At 53.7% G+C, this 19,570-nt stretch carries 18 protein-coding genes; 17 read left to right on the top strand and 1 reads right to left on the bottom strand.

Annotation, left to right across the window (positions count from 1 at the left end; translation table 11 throughout):
* Positions 1–188 precede the first annotated feature (188 nt).
* Complete coding sequence (ravA, locus tag SK58_RS02120; RefSeq protein ID WP_032646645.1) at positions 189–1,685, top strand: ATPase RavA; 1,497 nt, start codon at positions 189–191, stop codon at positions 1,683–1,685.
* Positions 1,679–3,130, top strand: coding sequence for an ATPase RavA stimulator ViaA (gene viaA, locus SK58_RS02115; protein ID WP_015570153.1), 1,452 nt, complete (start codon positions 1,679–1,681; stop codon positions 3,128–3,130). The genes ravA and viaA overlap by 7 nt, the downstream gene beginning before the upstream one ends.
* On the opposite strand, the gene asnA is transcribed toward viaA, so the two are convergent.
* Positions 3,131–4,123: an aspartate--ammonia ligase gene (gene asnA / locus SK58_RS02110; RefSeq protein ID WP_003862385.1), complete on the bottom strand. Its 993-nt coding sequence runs from the start codon at positions 4,121–4,123 to the stop codon at positions 3,131–3,133. It lies immediately after the preceding gene.
* Between the two features lie 151 nt (positions 4,124–4,274).
* On the opposite strand from asnA, the gene asnC reads away from it, so the two are divergent.
* The 15 genes from asnC to glmS all read left to right on the top strand — a co-directional run bounded on the left by asnC (position 4,275) and on the right by glmS (position 19,331).
* The gene (asnC, locus tag SK58_RS02105; RefSeq protein WP_003862383.1) at positions 4,275–4,733 is read left to right on the top strand and encodes a transcriptional regulator AsnC; all 459 of its coding nucleotides are present in this window, start codon (positions 4,275–4,277) and stop codon (positions 4,731–4,733) included.
* A 90-nt stretch (positions 4,734–4,823) separates the two neighbouring features.
* On the top strand, positions 4,824–5,273 hold the full coding sequence (gene mioC, locus SK58_RS02100; RefSeq protein ID WP_003862381.1) for an FMN-binding protein MioC: 450 nt from the start codon (positions 4,824–4,826) through the stop codon (positions 5,271–5,273).
* Between the two features lie 374 nt (positions 5,274–5,647).
* The gene (gene mnmG, locus SK58_RS02095) at positions 5,648–7,537 is read left to right on the top strand and encodes a tRNA uridine-5-carboxymethylaminomethyl(34) synthesis enzyme MnmG (RefSeq protein ID WP_048219297.1); all 1,890 of its coding nucleotides are present in this window, start codon (positions 5,648–5,650) and stop codon (positions 7,535–7,537) included.
* Between the two features lie 107 nt (positions 7,538–7,644).
* Positions 7,645–8,268, top strand: a complete 624-nt coding sequence (gene rsmG, locus SK58_RS02090) for a 16S rRNA (guanine(527)-N(7))-methyltransferase RsmG (RefSeq protein WP_017694037.1) — start codon at positions 7,645–7,647, stop codon at positions 8,266–8,268.
* 615 nt (positions 8,269–8,883) lie between these two features.
* Complete coding sequence (gene atpI / locus SK58_RS02085) at positions 8,884–9,264, top strand: F0F1 ATP synthase subunit I (protein WP_003862375.1); 381 nt, start codon at positions 8,884–8,886, stop codon at positions 9,262–9,264.
* Positions 9,265–9,272: 8 nt separating this feature from the next.
* Positions 9,273–10,088 carry a F0F1 ATP synthase subunit A gene (gene atpB, locus SK58_RS02080; protein ID WP_003862373.1) on the top strand — a complete coding sequence of 272 codons (816 nt, stop codon included), beginning with the start codon at positions 9,273–9,275 and terminating at the stop codon, positions 10,086–10,088.
* Positions 10,089–10,137: 49 nt separating this feature from the next.
* The gene (gene atpE, locus SK58_RS02075) at positions 10,138–10,377 is read left to right on the top strand and encodes a F0F1 ATP synthase subunit C (RefSeq protein ID WP_000429386.1); all 240 of its coding nucleotides are present in this window, start codon (positions 10,138–10,140) and stop codon (positions 10,375–10,377) included.
* Positions 10,378–10,425: 48 nt separating this feature from the next.
* Positions 10,426–10,896, top strand: a complete 471-nt coding sequence (gene atpF, locus SK58_RS02070; protein ID WP_003862370.1) for a F0F1 ATP synthase subunit B — start codon at positions 10,426–10,428, stop codon at positions 10,894–10,896.
* Between the two features lie 14 nt (positions 10,897–10,910).
* Entirely contained in the window at positions 10,911–11,444 is a 534-nt protein-coding gene (gene atpH, locus SK58_RS02065) for a F0F1 ATP synthase subunit delta (protein WP_015570151.1), read from the top strand.
* Between the two features lie 12 nt (positions 11,445–11,456).
* Positions 11,457–12,998 carry a F0F1 ATP synthase subunit alpha gene (gene atpA, locus SK58_RS02060; protein WP_003862367.1) on the top strand — a complete coding sequence of 514 codons (1,542 nt, stop codon included), beginning with the start codon at positions 11,457–11,459 and terminating at the stop codon, positions 12,996–12,998.
* A 51-nt stretch (positions 12,999–13,049) separates the two neighbouring features.
* On the top strand, positions 13,050–13,913 hold the full coding sequence (atpG, locus tag SK58_RS02055; protein ID WP_003862364.1) for a F0F1 ATP synthase subunit gamma: 864 nt from the start codon (positions 13,050–13,052) through the stop codon (positions 13,911–13,913).
* Between the two features lie 31 nt (positions 13,914–13,944).
* A complete protein-coding gene (atpD, locus tag SK58_RS02050; RefSeq protein WP_015570150.1) occupies positions 13,945–15,327 on the top strand; it encodes a F0F1 ATP synthase subunit beta in 1,383 nt (460 codons plus the stop codon).
* A 20-nt stretch (positions 15,328–15,347) separates the two neighbouring features.
* Positions 15,348–15,767, top strand: coding sequence for a F0F1 ATP synthase subunit epsilon (locus SK58_RS02045; RefSeq protein ID WP_003862360.1), 420 nt, complete (start codon positions 15,348–15,350; stop codon positions 15,765–15,767).
* A 138-nt stretch (positions 15,768–15,905) separates the two neighbouring features.
* On the top strand, positions 15,906–17,276 hold the full coding sequence (glmU, locus tag SK58_RS02040) for a bifunctional UDP-N-acetylglucosamine diphosphorylase/glucosamine-1-phosphate N-acetyltransferase GlmU (RefSeq protein WP_023302808.1): 1,371 nt from the start codon (positions 15,906–15,908) through the stop codon (positions 17,274–17,276).
* A gap of 225 nt (positions 17,277–17,501) precedes the next feature.
* Positions 17,502–19,331, top strand: a complete 1,830-nt coding sequence (gene glmS, locus SK58_RS02035; RefSeq protein WP_015570148.1) for a glutamine--fructose-6-phosphate transaminase (isomerizing) — start codon at positions 17,502–17,504, stop codon at positions 19,329–19,331.
* Positions 19,332–19,570 lie beyond the last annotated feature (239 nt).

The raw sequence follows: 19,570 nt of genomic DNA, 5'->3' as shown, positions 1-19,570 counted from the left end.
CTTAGTCCCTTGGCCCACAAAAAGCGCACAGTATGCACGATTCAATGCAAAATCGTACCCCTAAATGCAGCCGCATTAATGTAGCGCAAAGAAAATAGCGCCGCACTTCAGCCTATTACCAGGCCAGACCGAAACGTCTATACTCGCTTCAATTAGCCGCCACGACGGCGAAAGGATGCAAAACTATTATGGCTCACTCACATTTATTAGCAGAAAGAATTTCCCGCCTCAGCAGTGCGCTGGAGAAAGGCCTTTACGAGCGTAGCCACGCCATTCGCCTCTGTTTACTGGCGGCGCTGAGTGGGGAAAGCGTATTTCTGCTGGGCCCGCCGGGCATTGCCAAAAGTCTGATCGCACGCCGCCTCAAATTCGCTTTCCAGAACGCGCGCGCATTCGAGTATTTGATGACGCGCTTCTCCACGCCGGAAGAAGTTTTCGGCCCACTCTCCATTCAGGCGTTAAAAGATGAGGGACGCTATGAACGTCTGACGGCGGGCTATCTTCCGGAAGCGGAAATCGTCTTTCTTGATGAGATCTGGAAAGCCGGCCCGGCCATACTGAATACCCTGTTGACGGCAATTAACGAACGCCGCTTCCGCAACGGCGCCAGCGAAGAGAAGATCCCCATGCGCCTGCTGGTGGCCGCGTCTAACGAATTGCCCGAAGCCGACAGCAGCCTGGAAGCGCTGTATGACCGTATGCTGATCCGCCTGTGGCTGGATAAAGTCCAGGATAAATCAAACTTCCGTTCTATGCTGGTAAGCCAGCAGGATGAAAACGAAAACCCGGTGGCAGCGTCATTGCAGGTCACGGACGAGGAATACCACCAGTGGCAGGAGGAGATCGGCAAGATAAAACTGCCCGATCCCGTTTTTGAGCTGATCTTCATGCTGCGCCAGCAGCTTGATTTGCTGCCTTCCGCGCCGTACGTCTCCGATCGTCGCTGGAAAAAAGCCATTCGCCTGCTCCAGGCAAGCGCGCTGTTTAGCGGCCGCGATGCTGTCGCCCCAATCGATCTGATCCTGCTGAAAGACTGCCTGTGGCATGACGCAGAAGGGATGAACCTGATGCAACAGCAGTTGGACGTTTTGATGACCGGACACGCGTGGGGTCAGCAGTCGATGCTCAATCAGCTGGGCGCGATTGCCCAACGTCGCCTTCAGCTCCAGCAGCAGCAAAGTGACAAAACCGCGCTGAAGGTGAACCGTCTTGGCGGGATGTTTGCCCGTAAACCGCACTACGAACTGCCCGCCGGGCTGACTGACGCCTCGCTCACGCTTCTTCTTCAGCAACCGCTGAAGCTGCATGATATGCAGGTTGTGCACGTGACGATCGAACGCGTTGCGCTGGCTCAGTGGCTGGATAAAGGCGGTGAGATCCGCGGTAAACTCAACGGTATCGGCTTTGCACAGCCGCTGTCAATGGAAGTCGACAGCAGCCAGCACCTTGTGATCCGCGACGTCAGCCTTCAGGGATCGCGCCTGGCGCTGCCGGGCACGGCCTCCGATACTGTTCCGGAGGAGATCAAACAACAGCTCGACGCGCTGGATAACGAATGGCATCAGCAGCACACGCGCTTCAGCGAGCAGCAGAAATGCCTCTTTATCCATAGCGACTGGTTAGGTCGCATTGAAGCCAGCTTGCAGGATGTCAGCGCGCAGATCAAACAGGCGCGTCAATGCTAACGCTGGACACGCTTAACGTCATGCTGGCGGTTAGCGAGGAAGGGTTGATCGAAGAGGTCGTCATTACCCTGCTCGCTTCACCGCAGCTGGCGGCCTTCTTTGAAAAATTCCCGAAGCTCCGAAAGGCAATGACGGACGATCTGCCCCGCTGGCGCGATAACCTGCGCCAGCGGTTTAAGGAGACGGAAGTCCCGCCGGAACTGACAGAGGAAGTGGCTGGTTACCAGCAGTGCCAGCGGCTTTCAACGCCGCAGTTTATTGCCCAGCTACAGCAAACCCTGACGCTGCTTGATAACGTTCACTCCCCGTTTGCCAGCCAGGCCAGAGCGCTGGTCACGGACAACCCCAGCTTTACTCCCGCCCTGCATACGCTGTTTTTACAGCGCTGGCGTCTGAGCCTTGTGGTCCAGGCCACGGCCCTTAATCAGCAGTTGCTGGACGAAGAGCGCGAACAGTTGCTCAGTGAAGTCCAGGAGCGAATGACCCTGAGCGGCCAGTTAGAACAGGTGCTGGTGGAGAATGAAAACGCCGCCGGTCGACTCTGGGATATGAGTGCCGGCCAGTTAAAACGGGGCGATTATCAGCTGATCGTGAAGTACGGCGACTTTCTGGCACAACAGCCGGAGCTGATGAAGCTCGCAGAACAGCTCGGCCGTTCCCGGGAGGCCCGGTCGGTCCCAAAGAAAGATGCGCCGATGGAAACCTTCCGTACGCTGGTACGTGAACCCTCCACCGTACCGGAGCAGGTGGACGGGCTACAGCAAAGCGATGACATCCTGCGCCTGCTGCCTACGGAACTCAGCACGCTGGGCATGACCGAACTGGAGTATGAGTTTTATCGTCGGCTGGTGGAAAAACAGCTCATTACCTATCGACTGCATGGCGAAGCCTGGCGCGAGAAGATCAGCCAGCGTCCGGTGGTACACCAGGATTTTGATGAGCAACCGCGCGGCCCATTCATTGTTTGCGTCGATACGTCTGGATCGATGGGGGGCTTTAATGAACAGTGTGCAAAAGCGTTCTGCCTGGCTCTGATGCGCGTGGCGCTTGCCGATCGTCGTCGCTGCTACATCATGCTCTTTTCCAGCGAAGTTGTTGGGTATGAACTGACCAGCCCACAGGGGCTGGAGCAGGCGATCCGCTTTTTAAGCCAGCGCTTTCGCGGCGGCACCGATCTGGCCAGCTGTTTTCGCAGCATCATTGAGCGCATGCAGGGCGGAGACTGGTACGACGCGGATGCGGTGGTGATTTCCGATTTTATCGCCCAGCGGCTGCCGGACGACGTCGTGAATAAAGTGAAGGAGATGCAGCGCGTGCACCAGCACCGTTTCCATGCCGTGGCGATGTCTGCACATGGAAAACCCGGCATCATGCGCATCTTCGATCACATCTGGCGCTTTGATACCGGGTTGCGTAGCCGCCTGCTCAGACGCTGGCGACGTTAATTAAAGAAGAGAACCGACGCTCTCACGTACCTGCTGCGGCCAGACCCCACACTGTACCTGACCAATGTGAGAGAGTTGCAGCAGCAGCATGGTCAGACGAGACTGGCCAATCCCACCGCCGATGGTCTGCGGCATTTCACCGCGCAGCAGTGCCTGGTGCCACTCCAGTTGCAGACGATCTTCATCACCGGTCACGGCCAGCTGACGCTTCAGTGCTTCAGCATCCACGCGGATCCCCATCGAAGAGAGTTCAAACGCATCTTCCAGAACCGGGTTCCAGACCAGAATATCGCCGTTCAGACCGGCATATTCGCTTTCGCCCACGGTGCTCCAGTCATCGTAATCCGGCGCACGGACGTCGTGACGTTTACCATCAGACAATTTCCCGCCAATGCCGATAAGGAATACCGCGCCCAGCTCTTTGGCGATCGCGCGTTCACGGCCTTTGGCATCCAGATCCGGGAAACGGCTCAGCAATTCCTGACTGTGAACAAAGTGGATCGTTTCCGGCAGGAACGGTGCCAGACCAAACTCTTTGCTCACGGCCGCTTCGGTTGCTTTGATCCCGGCGTAGATCGCCTCAACGGTGGATTTCAGCGTACCGACGTGACGCTCGCCATCTCCCATTACGCGCTCCCAGTCCCACTGGTCAACGTAGACAGAGTGAATCGGGGAAAGGCGGTCTTCATCGGGGCGAAGGGCTTTCATGTGCGTGTAAAGCCCTTCGCCCGCGCTGAAGTCGTGTTGTCCCAGGGTTTGACGCTTCCACTTCGCCAGGGAATGAACCACTTCGAACTGGGCGTCTGGCAGTGTTTTCACTTTTACCTGTACCGCTTTTTCGCAACCAGACAAGTTATCCTGCGTCCCGTCACCCACGCGGCTCAGAATCGGCGCCTGAACTTCAATAAGGCCAAGCTTCTCTTCCAGCTGGCGGGAAAAATGGGATTTTACGAAACTGATCTGGCGTTGTTTTGCGATGTAAGCGGTTTTCATTATTTATACTCCTGCGTCCTGTTGATACTGATTAAGCAACAGAACAGGCGCTTAATTCAATAACCCATCAACAAAAAGCCGCCTTCACTTTTGATTCGTTAAAATAAGACGCTAGAATAGAGGGAATCATTAATCTTCATAAGAAAAACCTATGGAAAATTATCAGATCGACAATCTGGACCGCGGCATTCTGGAAGCGCTAATGGCCAACGCACGCACCGCGTATGCCGAACTGGCGAAACAATTTGGCGTCAGCCCGGGGACCATTCACGTTCGCGTCGAGAAAATGAAGCAGGCCGGGATCATCACCGGCGCACGCATTGATGTCAGCCCGAAGCAACTTGGCTACGACGTCTGCTGCTTCATTGGCATTATTCTGAAAAGCGCCAAAGATTACCCCTCCGCGCTGGAGAAACTGAACGCGCTGGATGAAGTCACCGAGGCGTACTACACCACCGGGCACTACAGCATCTTTATAAAGGTGATGTGCCGATCCATTGACGCCCTCCAGCAGGTACTTATCAACAAGATCCAAACAATCGATGAAATTCAGTCCACTGAAACCCTGATCTCCCTGCAAAACCCGATCATGCGTACTATCCGCCCGTGATCGGGCAATTTCATTCCCACATTTTCCACAGGTAGATCCCAGCTCGTTCACAGCGTACAATGGCCGCCTCTTTATCTGAGCGAGCGATCAATGGCGGACATTACTCTTATCAGCGGCAGCACCCTGGGCGGTGCGGAATATGTAGCGGAACATCTGGCTGAGAAGCTGGAAGATGCGGGCTTTTCTACACAAACGCTGCACGGACCGCTGCTGGAAGATCTCCCGACTGACGGGGTCTGGCTGCTGATCACCTCCACGCACGGCGCGGGCGATCTGCCGGATAACCTGCAACCTTTATATGACGAACTGCTGGAACAACAGCCCGATCTGTCAAACGTCCGGTTTGGCGCTGTGGGGATCGGCAGCCGTGAATATGACACTTTCTGTGGCGCCATAGAGAAAGTAGAAGCTGCGGTGACCGCCTGCGGAGCAAAACAGCTGGGTGAAACGCTGAAGATCAACATCCTCGATCATGACATTCCCGAAGATCCAGCCGAGATCTGGCTCGCGGAATGGAAAAATTTACTCAAAAACGATTAAAGATCGTGCGATCAGATGTGGATAACTCTGGTTAAAAGCTCGTATTAAGCCGTAGTTATCCAAAGAACAACGTTGGTTTAGTTTTTGACCTGTGTATAAAGTGGCGATCTGATCCCAGCTTATACGGTCCAGGATCACCGATCATTCACAGCAAACGATCCTTCCTAACTGCATGATCTTATTTATGGGATCGGACTTATCCACAAAGGTCTGTGATCCTAATAAGAGATCACAATAGAACAGATCTCTAAATAAAAAGATCTTCTTTTTAATAGCCCAGGATCCCAATGCTTTCTCGAAAGACTAAAGTTGAGTAGAATCCACGGCCCGGGCTTCAATCCATTTTCATACCGCTTTACGCGAGGCAGACCACCATGTTTTATCAGGATCCTTTTGACGTCATCATCATTGGCGGGGGTCACGCAGGCACTGAGGCCGCAATGGCCGCAGCGCGAATGGGTCAGCAGACCCTGCTTTTGACACACAATATCGACACGCTGGGACAAATGTCCTGTAATCCGGCGATTGGCGGCATTGGGAAAGGACACCTGGTAAAAGAAGTGGATGCACTTGGCGGCCTGATGGCGAAAGCGATCGATCGTGCAGGCATCCAGTTTAGGATACTAAACGCGAGTAAAGGGCCTGCTGTTCGTGCGACCCGCGCACAGGCAGACCGCGTGCTTTACCGTCAGGCTGTGCGCACCGCGCTGGAGAACCAGCCGAACCTGATGATCTTCCAGCAGGCAGTTGAAGATCTTATCGTCGAGAACGATCGCGTCGTGGGTGCCGTAACCCAGATGGGGCTCAAGTTCCGCGCAAAAGCGGTGGTGCTGACCGTCGGGACATTCCTGGACGGTAAAATCCATATTGGTCTGGACAACTACAGCGGTGGCCGTGCTGGCGATCCGCCGTCGATTCCGTTATCTCGTCGTCTGCGTGAACTGCCGCTGCGCGTCAGCCGCCTGAAAACCGGTACACCGCCGCGTATTGACGCGCGCACCATTGATTTCAGCGTGCTGGCGCAACAGCACGGTGATAATCCGATGCCGGTGTTCTCGTTCATGGGCAATGCGGCTCAGCATCCGCAGCAGGTACCGTGCTACATCACGCATACCAACGAGAAAACCCATGACGTGATCCGCAATAACCTCGATCGCAGCCCAATGTATGCTGGCGTGATCGAAGGGATCGGCCCGCGCTACTGCCCGTCGATCGAAGACAAGGTGATGCGCTTTGCCGATCGTAACCAGCACCAGATCTTCCTCGAACCTGAAGGGCTGACCTCAAATGAAATTTACCCGAACGGCATCTCCACCAGCCTGCCGTTCGACGTGCAGATGCAGATTGTGCGTTCAATGCAGGGCATGGAAAACGCGAAGATCGTTCGTCCTGGCTACGCTATTGAGTACGATTTCTTCGATCCGCGTGACCTGAAGCCAACCCTGGAAAGCAAATTCATCCAGGGTCTGTTCTTCGCGGGCCAGATTAACGGTACTACCGGCTACGAAGAAGCCGCAGCGCAAGGTCTGCTGGCCGGTCTGAACGCCGCTCGCTTCTCTGCCGAGAAAGAGGGCTGGGCACCGGCGCGTTCTCAGGCTTACCTGGGCGTTCTGGTCGACGATCTCTGCACGCTGGGGACCAAAGAACCGTACCGCATGTTTACTTCTCGTGCGGAATATCGCCTGATGCTGCGCGAAGACAATGCCGATCTGCGTCTGACTGAGGTGGGCCGTGAATTGGGTCTGGTGGATGACGAACGCTGGGCGCGCTTCAACGAGAAGCTGGAGCGTATCGAACAGGAACGTCAGCGCCTGAAAACCACCTGGGTGAATCCGCAGGCGGAAACCGCTGCCGAAGTAAACGCTCACTTAACAGCACCGCTGTCGCGCGAAGCCAGCGGGGAAGATCTGCTGCGCCGTCCTGAAGTCACCTACGAGAATCTGGTCAAACTGACCGCGTTCGCGCCGGGCCTTGAAGACGCGGAAGCGGCCGAGCAGGTCGAAATCCAGGTGAAATACGAAGGCTACATCGCGCGTCAGCAGGATGAGATCGAAAAACAGCAGCGCAACGAAAACACGCAGCTGCCGGAAATGCTGGACTATCGTCAGGTGACGGGCCTTTCCAACGAAGTGATCGCTAAGCTGAACGATCACAAACCTGTGTCGATTGGCCAGGCCTCACGTATCTCCGGCGTCACACCTGCCGCGATTTCGATTCTGCTGGTGTGGCTGAAAAAGCAGGGTATGCTGCGCCGCAGCGCGTAATGCTCTGAAAATTGCCCGGTGGCGCTGCGCTTACCGGGCCTACTGAACCCGTAGGGCGGGTTAGCGAAGCGCCACCCGCCACTTAAGTTTCTCAACAGGTATCCACCGTGCTCAATAAACTCTCTCGTCTGCTGGAACAGGCAGGTATTTCGCTCACCGATCACCAGAAAAATCAGCTGGTGGCCTATGTCGATATGCTGAACAAATGGAATAAAGCGTACAACCTCACCTCCGTACGCGATCCCAACGAGATGCTGATTCGTCATATTCTCGATAGCATCGTCGTGGCGCCATATCTGAACGGGGAACGTTTTATCGACGTGGGCACCGGCCCGGGCTTGCCGGGCGTTCCGTTGTCTATTGTTCGACCGGAGAGTCAATTCACGCTGCTGGACAGCCTGGGTAAGCGCGTACGCTTTTTACGCCAGGTCCAGCATGAGCTGAAGCTGGAAAACATCACGCCCGTGCAGAGCAGGGTAGAGGAGTTCCCGGCTGAGCCACCGTTTGACGGCGTTATCAGCCGCGCATTTGCGTCACTCAATGACATGGTGAGCTGGTGCAAACACCTGCCGGCGGAGAAGGGGCGTTTTTATGCGCTGAAAGGGCAACTTCCGGGGGACGAAATCGAGCAGCTTCCGGACGGTTTTGCTGTCGAATCCATTGAGAAACTTCAGATCCCTCAGCTCGAAGGTGAGCGTCATCTGGTGATAATTAAGCCAAACACTTTTTAAAAATTAATAAAAAATGTGGAATTTGTGCTGTTCTGATCGTGTTAAAAAGCAGCACATCCCGTCTGTTTTGGCCGTTGTTAATTTAACCTTGTTGTTACCATGGGTTTTCTTATGGTTAACCTGAAGTGAGTTGTTCACTCTGAGGATAATCAACCATGAAAATATCAGCCTGCTAAAAGTGGGTAAAGGCAACAAGAATGGAATGTTAAATATTTATTAAGAATGTCAATAAAAGGTTTTTGTTGTATACGGCTCTGTTTTAAAAATAGTTGCGATTTTTTTGCTTTAATTTCATACAGATGAAATAAATCGTTTTACGTCTTTGATAAATACCACTTTATCGCAAATGTGTATTTTGTGATCTCGTGCACGCTTTATCACCAACGTTTCCGCGCTGTTTGCAGTTTTGCCTGAAGGTCGGCACTTAGGTCAAAAGTTGAAAAATAGGACTGGGGAAAAATATTTAAACATTTATTCACCTTTGCGCTACTTAATGTTTGAAATCACGGGTACGCACCGTATAATTTGACCGCTTTTTGATGCTTGACTCTGAGCCTTAAAGGACGTTTTATACGACACGCGGCATACCTCGAAGGGAGCAGGAGTAAAAACGTGATGTCTGTGTCGCTCTTGAGTAGAAACGTTGCTCGTAAGCTTCTGTTCATTCAGTTTCTGGCTGTGATAGCAAGTGGACTGCTGTTTAGCCTCAAAGACCCCTTCTGGGGCATCTCCGCCGCGTGCGGAGGTTTGGCGGTGGTTCTGCCAAACGTGTTGTTTATGATTTTTGCCTGGCGTCATCAGGCGCATACACCCGCCAAAGGCCGCGTGGCCTGGTCCTTCGCTCTCGGCGAAGTGTGTAAGGTGTTGCTGACCTTTGCTCTACTGGTGATGGCGCTGGCGGTTTTGAAAGTGGTATTCATGCCGCTGATAGCAACGTGGGTTTTGGTGCTGGTGGTACAAGTTCTGGCTCCAGCTGTAATCAATAACAAAGGGTAAAAGGCATCATGGCTTCAGAAAATATGACGCCGCAGGATTACATAGGTCACCATCTGAATAACCTTCAGCTGGACCTGCGTACATTCTCGCTGGTGGATCCACATAACCCCCCGGCCACCTTCTGGACGATCAACATCGACTCCATGTTCTTCTCGGTGGTTTTGGGTCTTCTGTTCCTGGCCATGTTCCGCAGCGTTGCTAAAAAGGCGACCAGCGGTGTTCCAGGGAAATTCCAGACGTTCATCGAGATGATCATCGGCTTCGTCCATGGCAGCGTGAAAGACATGTACCATGGTAAGAGCAAACTGATTGCTCCGCTGGCCCTGACCGTGTTCGTTTGGGTCTTCCTGATGAACCTGATGGACCTCCTGCCTATCGATTTCTTACCTTGGATCGGTGAGCACGTACTCGGCCTGCCTGCACTGCGCGTGGTTCCGTCTGCCGACGTGAACATCACCCTGTCGATGGCGCTGGGCGTATTTATCCTCATTCTGTTCTACAGCATCAAAATGAAAGGCGTAAGCGGCTTTGTGAAAGAGCTTACCTTGCAGCCGTTCAACCACTGGGCGTTTATTCCGGTCAACCTGATCCTGGAAGGCGTTAGCCTGCTGTCCAAACCTGTTTCACTGGGTCTGCGACTGTTCGGCAACATGTATGCGGGTGAGCTGATTTTCATTCTGATCGCGGGTCTTCTGCCGTGGTGGTCACAGTGGATTCTGAATGTGCCATGGGCCATTTTCCACATCCTGATCATTACGCTGCAAGCCTTTATCTTCATGGTTCTGACGATCGTCTATCTGTCGATGGCGTCTGAAGAGCACTGATTTTTTACCAACACTACTACGTTTTAATTGAAACAAACTGGAGACTGTCATGGAAAACCTGAATATGGATCTGCTGTACATGGCTGCCGCTGTGATGATGGGTCTGGCGGCTATCGGTGCTGCGATCGGTATCGGCATCCTCGGGGGCAAATTCCTGGAAGGCGCAGCGCGTCAACCTGATCTGATTCCTCTGCTGCGTACTCAGTTCTTTATCGTTATGGGTCTGGTGGATGCAATCCCAATGATCGCTGTAGGTCTGGGTCTGTACGTGATGTTTGCTGTCGCGTAGTAGTTGTTTTAAAACCCCAAGCCACAGAAATTTAAGAGGTATTGTGCTGTGAACATGAACGCAACAATCCTCGGCCAGGCCATCGCGTTTATTCTCTTTGTCTGGTTCTGCATGAAGTATGTATGGCCGCCTTTAATGGCTGCCATTGAAAAACGTCAGAAAGAAATTGCTGACGGTCTGGCTTCCGCAGAACGCGCTAAGAAAGATTTGGACCTTGCACAGGCCAACGCGACAGACCAGCTGAAAAAAGCGAAAGCTGAAGCTCAGGTAATCATTGAACAGGCTAACAAACGCCGTTCTCAGATCCTGGACGAAGCCAAAGCTGAAGCAGAACAGGAACGTACTAAGATCGTGACACAGGCTCAGGCTGAAATTGAAGCTGAGCGTAAACGTGCTCGTGAAGAACTGCGTAAGCAGGTTGCGATTCTGGCTGTTGCTGGCGCCGAGAAGATCATCGAACGTTCCGTGGATGAAGCTGCTAACAGCGACATCGTGGACAAACTTGTCGCTGAACTGTAAGGAGGGAGGGGCTGATGTCTGAATTTGTTACGGTAGCTCGCCCCTACGCCAAAGCAGCTTTTGACTTTGCTGTCGAACACCAAAATGTCGATCGCTGGCAGAATATGCTGGCGTTTGCCGCTGAGGTGACGAAAAACGAACAAATGGCCGAGTTGCTTTCTGGTGCGTTAGCGCCTGAAACTCTCGCCGCGTCGTTTATCGCCGTGTGCGGAGAGCAACTGGATGCCAACGGCCAGAACCTGATTAAGGTGATGGCGGAAAATGGTCGTCTCCGTGTGCTCCCGGATGTTCTCGAGCAGTTTGAGCACTTACGTGCCCTTAGTGAAGCTACCGCTGAAGTTGAAGTAACTTCTGCGACTGAACTGAGTAACGAACAGCTTGCGAAAATCACCGCCGCGATGGAAAAACGTCTGTCACGCAAAGTTAAGCTGAATTGCAAAATCGATAAGTCTGTAATGGCAGGCGTAATCATCCGCTCGGGTGATATGGTCATTGATGGCAGCGTACGCGGCCGTCTTGAGCGCCTTGCAGACGTCTTGCAGTCTTAAGGGGACTGGAGCATGCAACTGAATTCCACCGAAATCAGCGAACTGATCAAGCAGCGCATTGCTCAGTTCAATGTTGTGAGTGAAGCTCACAACGAAGGTACTATTGTTTCTGTAAGTGACGGTGTTATCCGCATCCACGGCCTGGCCGATTGTATGCAGGGTGAGATGATTTCCCTGCCGGGTAACCGTTACGCTATCGCACTGAACCTGGAGCGCGACTCCGTAGGTGCCGTTGTGATGGGTCCATACGCTGACCTTGCCGAAGGCATGAAGGTTAAGTGTACTGGCCGTATTCTGGAAGTACCGGTTGGCCGTGGCCTGCTGGGGCGCGTTGTTAACACCCTGGGTGCGCCAATCGACGGTAAAGGTCCGGTTGAGCACGATGGCTTCTCCCCAATCGAAGTTATCGCACCAGGCGTTATCGACCGTCAGTCCGTTGATCAGCCAGTGCAGACGGGTTATAAGTCCGTTGACGCCATGATCCCAATCGGTCGTGGTCAGCGTGAACTGATCATCGGTGACCGTCAGACCGGTAAAACCGCGATGGCAATCGACGCCATCATCAACCAGCGTGATTCCGGCATCAAATGTGTGTACGTGGCTATCGGCCAGAAAGCGTCCACCATTTCCAACGTGGTTCGTAAACTGGAAGAGCACGGCGCACTGTCTAACACCATCGTTGTGGTAGCAACCGCGTCTGAATCTGCTGCACTGCAATACCTGGCGCCATACGCCGGTTGCGCAATGGGCGAATACTTCCGTGACCGCGGTGAAGATGCGCTGATCGTATACGATGACCTGTCTAAACAGGCCGTTGCTTATCGTCAGGTTTCCCTGCTGCTCCGTCGTCCACCAGGACGTGAAGCATTCCCGGGCGACGTATTCTACCTCCACTCTCGTCTGCTGGAGCGTGCTTCCCGCGTTAACGCGGAATACGTCGAGAACTTCACCAAAGGTGAAGTGAAGGGTAAAACAGGTTCTCTGACCGCTCTGCCGATCATTGAAACCCAGGCGGGTGACGTTTCTGCGTTCGTTCCGACCAACGTAATCTCCATTACCGATGGTCAGATCTTCCTGGAAACCAACCTGTTTAACTCCGGTATTCGTCCGGCGGTTAACCCGGGTATCTCCGTATCCCGTGTGGGTGGTGCTGCTCAGACCAAGATCATCAAGAAACTGTCCGGTGGTATCCGTACCGCGCTGGCACAGTATCGTGAACTGGCTGCGTTCTCTCAGTTCGCATCCGATCTGGACGAAGCAACCCGTAAACAGCTGAGCCACGGTCAGAAAGTGACCGAGCTGCTGAAGCAGAAACAGTACGCGCCAATGTCTGTTGCTCAGCAGGGCCTGGTACTGTTCGCGGCTGAACGCGGTTACCTCGAAGATGTGGAACTGGCGAAAATCGGTAGCTTCGAAGCCGCTCTGCTGGCTTACGTCGACCGTGATCACGCTCCGCTGATGCAAGAGATCAACCAGACCGGTGGCTATAACGACGAAATCGAAGGCAAGCTGAAAGCTATCCTCGATTCCTTCAAAGCAACCCAATCCTGGTAATCGTCCGGCGGCTTGTCTCAGGACAAGCCGTCTGGCATTGAGGAGAAGCTCATGGCCGGCGCAAAAGAGATACGTAGTAAGATCGCAAGCGTCCAGAACACGCAAAAGATCACTAAAGCGATGGAGATGGTCGCCGCTTCCAAAATGCGTAAATCGCAGGATCGCATGGCGGCCAGCCGTCCTTATGCAGAGACCATGCGCAAAGTGATTGGTCACCTTGCGAACGGTAATCTGGAATATAAGCACCCTTACCTGGAAGAACGCGACGTTAAGCGCGTGGGCTACCTGGTGGTGTCGACTGACCGTGGTCTGTGTGGCGGCTTGAACATTAACCTGTTCAAAAAACTGCTGGCGGATATGAAAGGCTGGTCCGATAAAGGCGTTCAGTGCGATCTGGCACTGATTGGCTCTAAAGGCGTCTCTTTCTTTAACTCCGTTGGCGGCAACATTGTCGCTCAGGTGACCGGTATGGGTGATAACCCGTCCCTGTCCGAACTGATCGGCCCGGTTAAAGTGATGTTGCAGGCCTACGATGAAGGCCGTCTGGACAGACTGTACGTTGTCAGCAACAAATTTATTAACACCATGTCTCAGGTGCCTACGCTCACTCAGATGCTGCCGTTACCGGCATCAGAAGATGACGAGCTGAAACAGAAAGCCTGGGATTACCTGTATGAACCCGATCCGAAACCGCTGCTGGATACCCTGCTGCGTCGTTACGTTGAATCTCAGGTTTATCAGGGCGTTGTAGAAAACCTGGCCAGCGAGCAGGCCGCACGAATGGTGGCGATGAAAGCCGCGACCGATAATGGCGGCAGCCTGATTAAAGAGCTGCAGTTGGTTTACAACAAAGCTCGTCAGGCCAGCATTACTCAGGAACTCACCGAGATCGTCTCGGGGGCCGCCGCGGTTTAACCAGGTTTACGAATTACGTAGAGGATTCAAGATGGCTACTGGAAAGATTGTCCAGGTAATCGGCGCCGTGGTGGACGTCGAGTTCCCTCAGGACGCCGTACCACGCGTGTACGACGCGCTTGAGGTACAGAATGGTAACGAGAGCCTGGTGCTGGAAGTTCAGCAGCAGCTCGGCGGCGGTATCGTGCGTACCATCGCCATGGGTTCTTCCGACGGTCTGCGTCGTGGTCTGGAAGTAAAAGACCTTGAGCACCCGATCGAAGTCCCGGTAGGTAAAGCAACACTGGGTCGTATCATGAACGTATTGGGTCAGCCAATCGACATGAAAGGCGACATCGGTGAAGAAGAGCGTTGGGCTATCCACCGCGCGGCACCTTCCTACGAAGAGCTGTCCAGCTCTCAGGAACTGCTGGAAACCGGCATCAAAGTTATCGACCTGATGTGTCCGTTCGCGAAGGGCGGTAAAGTCGGTCTGTTCGGTGGTGCGGGTGTAGGTAAAACCGTAAACATGATGGAGCTGATCCGTAACATCGCGATCGAGCACTCCGGTTACTCCGTGTTTGCGGGCGTGGGTGAACGTACTCGTGAGGGTAACGACTTCTACCACGAAATGACCGACTCCAACGTTCTGGATAAAGTATCCCTGGTTTACGGCCAGATGAACGAGCCACCAGGAAACCGTCTGCGCGTTGCGCTGACCGGCCTGACCATGGCTGAGAAGTTCCGTGACGAAGGTCGTGACGTTCTGCTGTTCGTTGATAACATCTACCGTTACACCCTGGCCGGTACTGAAGTATCTGCACTGCTGGGTCGTATGCCTTCAGCGGTAGGTTATCAGCCTACGCTTGCGGAAGAGATGGGTGTTCTTCAGGAACGTATCACCTCTACCAAAACCGGTTCTATCACCTCCGTTCAGGCGGTATACGTACCTGCGGATGACTTGACTGACCCATCCCCAGCCACCACCTTTGCTCACTTAGATGCAACCGTGGTACTGAGCCGTCAGATCGCGTCTCTGGGTATCTACCCGGCCGTTGACCCGCTGGACTCCACCAGCCGTCAGCTGGATCCACTGGTTGTTGGCCAGGAGCACTACGACACCGCGCGTGGCGTACAGTCCCTGCTGCAACGTTATCAGGAACTGAAAGACATCATCGCCATCCTGGGTATGGATGAACTGTCTGAAGAAGACAAACTGGTGGTAGCACGTGCGCGTAAGATCCAGCGCTTCCTGTCCCAGCCGTTCTTCGTTGCGGAAGTATTCACCGGTGCACCTGGTAAATACGTTTCCCTGAAAGACACCATCCGTGGCTTTAAAGGCATCATGGAAGGCGAATACGATCACCTGCCAGAGCAGGCGTTCTACATGGTTGGTTCCATCGAAGAAGCCGTGGAAAAAGCCAAAAAACTTTAACGCCTTAATCGGAGGGTGATATGGCAATGACTTACCACCTGGACGTCGTCAGCGCAGAGCAACAAATGTTCTCTGGTCTGGTCGAGAAAATCCAGGTAACGGGTAGTGAAGGTGAACTGGGTATTTTCCCGGGTCACGCACCGCTGCTCACCGCCATTAAGCCTGGTATGATCCGCATCGTTAAACAGTTCGGTCATGAAGAGTTTATCTATCTGTCCGGCGGCATTCTTGAAGTGCAGCCAGGCAGTGTGACCGTTCTGGCCGATACCGCTATTCGTGGCCAGGATCTCGACGAAGCGCGAGCCCTGGAATCGAAGCGTAAGGCTGAAGAGCACATTAACAGCTCTCATGGTGACGTGGATTACGCTCAGGCGTCTGCGGAGCTGGCCAAAGCGATCGCGAAACTGCGCGTTATCGAGTTGACCAAAAAAGCGATGTAACACCGGCTTGAAAAGCACAAAAGCCAGTCTGGATCCCAGACTGGCTTTTTTTTTCGGCCTTAATTCATGATGAAAAAGATGTAGAATTTTAAGCATCAAACGTTTTTACTTCTCACACAAACTACCGTCAGGATGCGTATGTTAAACAGTGCGATGAGCGTGGTGATCCTTGCCGCAGGCAAAGGTACCCGCATGTATTCCGATCTGCCTAAGGTGCTCCACACGCTGGCAGGAAAGCCAATGGTTCAGCATGTTATTGATGCAGCGAATGAATTAGGCGCCAGCCAGGTGCATCTGGTTTATGGACATGGCGGCGACCTGCTGAAAAAAACGCTGCGTGATGACAATCTCAACTGGGTGCTACAGGCAGAACAGTTGGGTACAGGCCATGCGATGCAGCAGGCTGCACCCTTCTTCGCTGATGATGAAGATATCCTGATGCTCTACGGCGACGTCCCGCTGATCTCCGTTGAAACCCTCACTCGCCTGCGTGAAGCCAAACCGCAGGGCGGCATCGGTTTGTTGACCGTCGTGCTGGACGATCCAACCGGCTATGGCCGCATTACGCGTGAAAACGGCAAGGTAACCGGGATTGTTGAGCATAAAGATGCCACTGACGAACAGCGCCAGATTCAGGAGATCAACACCGGCATCCTGATTGCGAACGGTGCGGATATGAAGCGCTGGCTGTCCAGACTCAACAATAACAACGCGCAGGGTGAATACTACATCACCGATATTATTGCGATGGCGTACCACGAAGGGCGTGAAATTGCCGCCGTTCACCCGGCTCGCATCAGCGAAACGGACGGGGTAAACAACCGTCTCCAGCTTTCTCGCCTGGAGCGTATTTACCAGTCCGAGCAGGCAGAAAAGCTGTTGCTCGCGGGCGTTATGCTGCGCGATCCGGCGCGTTTCGATCTGCGTGGCACGCTGACCCACGGGCGCGACGTTGAAATAGATACTAACGTTATCCTGGAAGGTAACGTCACGTTGGGCAACCGCGTCAAAATCGGCACTGGCTGCGTGATTAAAAACAGCGTGATCGGTGACGACTGCGAAATCAGCCCGTACAGCGTGGTGGAAGATGCCCATCTTGAGGCGGCATGTACCATCGGCCCGTTTGCGCGTCTGCGCCCGGGCGCTGAGCTGCTGGAAGGCGCTCACGTAGGTAACTTTGTGGAAATGAAAAAAGCGCGTCTGGGTAAGGGCTCGAAAGCCGGTCATCTGACCTATCTGGGCGATGCGGAAATTGGCGACAACGTAAACATCGGTGCTGGAACCATCACCTGTAACTATGACGGTGCCAATAAGTTTAAAACCATCATCGGTGATGATGTGTTTGTAGGCTCCGATACCCAGCTGGTGGCGCCCGTCACCGTGGGCAAAGGCGTGACCATTGCCGCCGGGACAACCGTTACGCGCGATGTGGCCGAGAACGAGCTGGTGTTAAGCCGTGTGCCGCAGGTCAGCAAGCAGGGCTGGAAACGCCCGGTGAAGAAGAAGTAACAACAAGGCGGGTGGCGCTATGCTAACCCGCCCTACGATTGAGTAGGCCTGATAAGGCGTAGCCGACATCAGGCAAACCCGGGAGAGGAGATAAATATATATCTCCCCCCACAAGCAGTACCCATAAAAATAACCCCACTCTCTACAAGGCTCGGGGCGCCCGGAAAGGGCAAATACAGGTCAGCGACAACGCATGGCATAACGCCATAATCAGGAAATCTAACTATGTGTGGAATTGTTGGCGCAGTTGCGCAGCGTGATATTGCTGAAATCCTTCTCGAAGGTTTACGTCGTCTGGAATACCGTGGTTACGACTCAGCCGGTCTGGCTGTGGTCGATGCAGAAGGTCATATGACCCGTCTGCGTCGTCTCGGTAAAGTGCAGATGCTGGCCCAGGCTGCGGAAGAACATCCGCTGCACGGTGGCACCGGTATTGCACATACCCGCTGGGCGACCCACGGTGAGCCATCTGAAGGCAACGCACACCCGCATGTGTCTGAACACATTGTGGTGGTGCATAACGGCATTATCGAAAACCACGAACCGCTGCGTGAAGAACTGAAAGCGCGCGGCTATACCTTCGTCTCTGAAACCGACACCGAAGTGATTGCTCACCTGGTGCACTGGGAGCTGGCAAAGGGCGGTACACTGCGTGATGCGGTGCTGCGCGCTATCCCTCAGCTGCGTGGTGCTTACGGTACGGTGATCATGGATTCCCGCGACCCGTCCACGCTGCTGGCCGCGCGTTCCGGTAGTCCGATGGTGATTGGTCTGGGCATGGGTGAAAACTTTATCGCTTCCGACCAGCTGGCGCTGCTGCCGGTTACCCGTCGCTTTATCTTCCTGGAAGAGGGAGACATTGCCGAGGTGACACGTCGCAGCGTGACCGTATTCGACACGAAAGGCGAGCAGGTTAAGCGTCAGGAGATCGAATCAAACCTGCAATACGACGCGGGCGACAAAGGTGCTTACCGTCACTACATGCAGAAAGAGATCTACGAACAGCCAAACGCCATTAAAAACACCCTGACCGGGCGCATCAGCCACGGCGAAGTGGATCTAAGTGAGCTGGGCGCCAATGCCAACGAACTACTGGGCAAAGTCGAGCACATTCAGATCGTGGCCTGCGGTACCTCTTATAACTCCGGTATGGTCTCGCGCTACTGGTTTGAATCCCTGGCGGGCGTGCCGTGTGATGTGGAAATCGCGTCTGAGTTCCGCTACCGCAAATCTGCGGTGCGTCGTAACAGCCTGATGATCACCCTTTCTCAGTCTGGCGAAACGGCTGATACCCTGGCGGCGCTGCGTCTGTCTAAAGAGTTGGGTTACCTGGGCTCGCTGGCCATCTGTAACGTGCCGGGCTCTTCGCTGGTACGTGAATCCGATCTGGCGCTGATGACCAAAGCCGGTACTGAAATTGGCGTGGCTTCCACCAAGGCGTTTACCACTCAGTTAACCGTTCTGCTGATGCTGGTGGCGAAACTGGCGCGTCTGAAAGGTCTGGATGCCTCCGTTGAACACGACATTGTGCATGGCCTTCAGGCGCTGCCGAGCCGTATCGAGCAGATGCTGTCTCAGGACAAACGCATTGAGGCGCTGGCGGAAGATTTCTCTGACAAACATCACTCCCTGTTCCTGGGGCGTGGCGATCAGTATCCGATTGCGCTGGAAGGCGCACTGAAACTGAAAGAGATCTCTTACATTCATGCTGAAGCTTACGCGGCAGGTGAACTGAAACATGGCCCGCTGGCGCTGATCGACGCGGATATGCCGGTTATTGTGGTGGCACCGAACAACGAACTGCTGGAAAAACTGAAATCTAACATCGAAGAAGTGCGCGCCCGTGGTGGTGTTCTGTACGTCTTTGCGGATAAAGATGCCGGTTTCGCCAGCAGCGATAACATGCACATCATTGAGATGCCGCATGTGGAAGAGGTGATTGCGCCGATCTTCTATACCGTTCCGCTGCAACTGCTGGCTTATCACGTCGCGCTGATCAAAGGCACCGACGTTGACCAGCCGCGAAATCTGGCGAAGTCTGTTACCGTAGAATAACTCCTTCAGACTCCACCTTCGGGTGGAGTTTTTTTTATGACAACCTGTCATTTTCAGCTATTTTTTCAGTGTCACATAAAGAAAATATTACTGAAATCCTGCCGTCACGTTCCCATTTAAGTGGATGAGAATTAAAGATCTTTTTGGTTTTCTTTAAGTGAAACTTTCTTTGTCATAAAACTGTCATATTTCGTACATTTATCTGTCACCTGTTTGTCCTATTTTGCTCATCGTAGCCA

The organism is Enterobacter sp. BIDMC93, from assembly GCF_001037805.1.
Classification (GTDB): Bacteria; Pseudomonadota; Gammaproteobacteria; order Enterobacterales; family Enterobacteriaceae; genus Enterobacter; species Enterobacter hormaechei_C.
This window is presented reverse-complemented; position numbering and strand designations above follow the sequence as displayed.

What these genes read in the sequence shown, in the direction of transcription:
- ravA (WP_032646645.1), top strand. Translation starts at nt 189, where the DNA reads ATGGCTCACTCACATTTATTAGCAGAAAGAATTTCCCGCCTCAGCAGT.
- viaA (WP_015570153.1), top strand. Translation starts at nt 1,679, where the DNA reads ATGCTAACGCTGGACACGCTTAACGTCATGCTGGCGGTTAGCGAGGAA.
- asnA (WP_003862385.1), bottom strand. Translation starts at nt 4,123, where the DNA reads ATGAAAACCGCTTACATCGCAAAACAACGCCAGATCAGTTTCGTAAAA.
- asnC (WP_003862383.1), top strand. Translation starts at nt 4,275, where the DNA reads ATGGAAAATTATCAGATCGACAATCTGGACCGCGGCATTCTGGAAGCG.
- mioC (WP_003862381.1), top strand. Translation starts at nt 4,824, where the DNA reads ATGGCGGACATTACTCTTATCAGCGGCAGCACCCTGGGCGGTGCGGAA.
- mnmG (WP_048219297.1), top strand. Translation starts at nt 5,648, where the DNA reads ATGTTTTATCAGGATCCTTTTGACGTCATCATCATTGGCGGGGGTCAC.
- atpI (WP_003862375.1), top strand. Translation starts at nt 8,884, where the DNA reads ATGTCTGTGTCGCTCTTGAGTAGAAACGTTGCTCGTAAGCTTCTGTTC.
- atpB (WP_003862373.1), top strand. Translation starts at nt 9,273, where the DNA reads ATGGCTTCAGAAAATATGACGCCGCAGGATTACATAGGTCACCATCTG.
- atpE (WP_000429386.1), top strand. Translation starts at nt 10,138, where the DNA reads ATGGAAAACCTGAATATGGATCTGCTGTACATGGCTGCCGCTGTGATG.
- atpH (WP_015570151.1), top strand. Translation starts at nt 10,911, where the DNA reads ATGTCTGAATTTGTTACGGTAGCTCGCCCCTACGCCAAAGCAGCTTTT.
- atpA (WP_003862367.1), top strand. Translation starts at nt 11,457, where the DNA reads ATGCAACTGAATTCCACCGAAATCAGCGAACTGATCAAGCAGCGCATT.
- atpG (WP_003862364.1), top strand. Translation starts at nt 13,050, where the DNA reads ATGGCCGGCGCAAAAGAGATACGTAGTAAGATCGCAAGCGTCCAGAAC.
- atpD (WP_015570150.1), top strand. Translation starts at nt 13,945, where the DNA reads ATGGCTACTGGAAAGATTGTCCAGGTAATCGGCGCCGTGGTGGACGTC.
- SK58_RS02045 (WP_003862360.1), top strand. Translation starts at nt 15,348, where the DNA reads ATGGCAATGACTTACCACCTGGACGTCGTCAGCGCAGAGCAACAAATG.
- glmU (WP_023302808.1), top strand. Translation starts at nt 15,906, where the DNA reads ATGTTAAACAGTGCGATGAGCGTGGTGATCCTTGCCGCAGGCAAAGGT.
- glmS (WP_015570148.1), top strand. Translation starts at nt 17,502, where the DNA reads ATGTGTGGAATTGTTGGCGCAGTTGCGCAGCGTGATATTGCTGAAATC.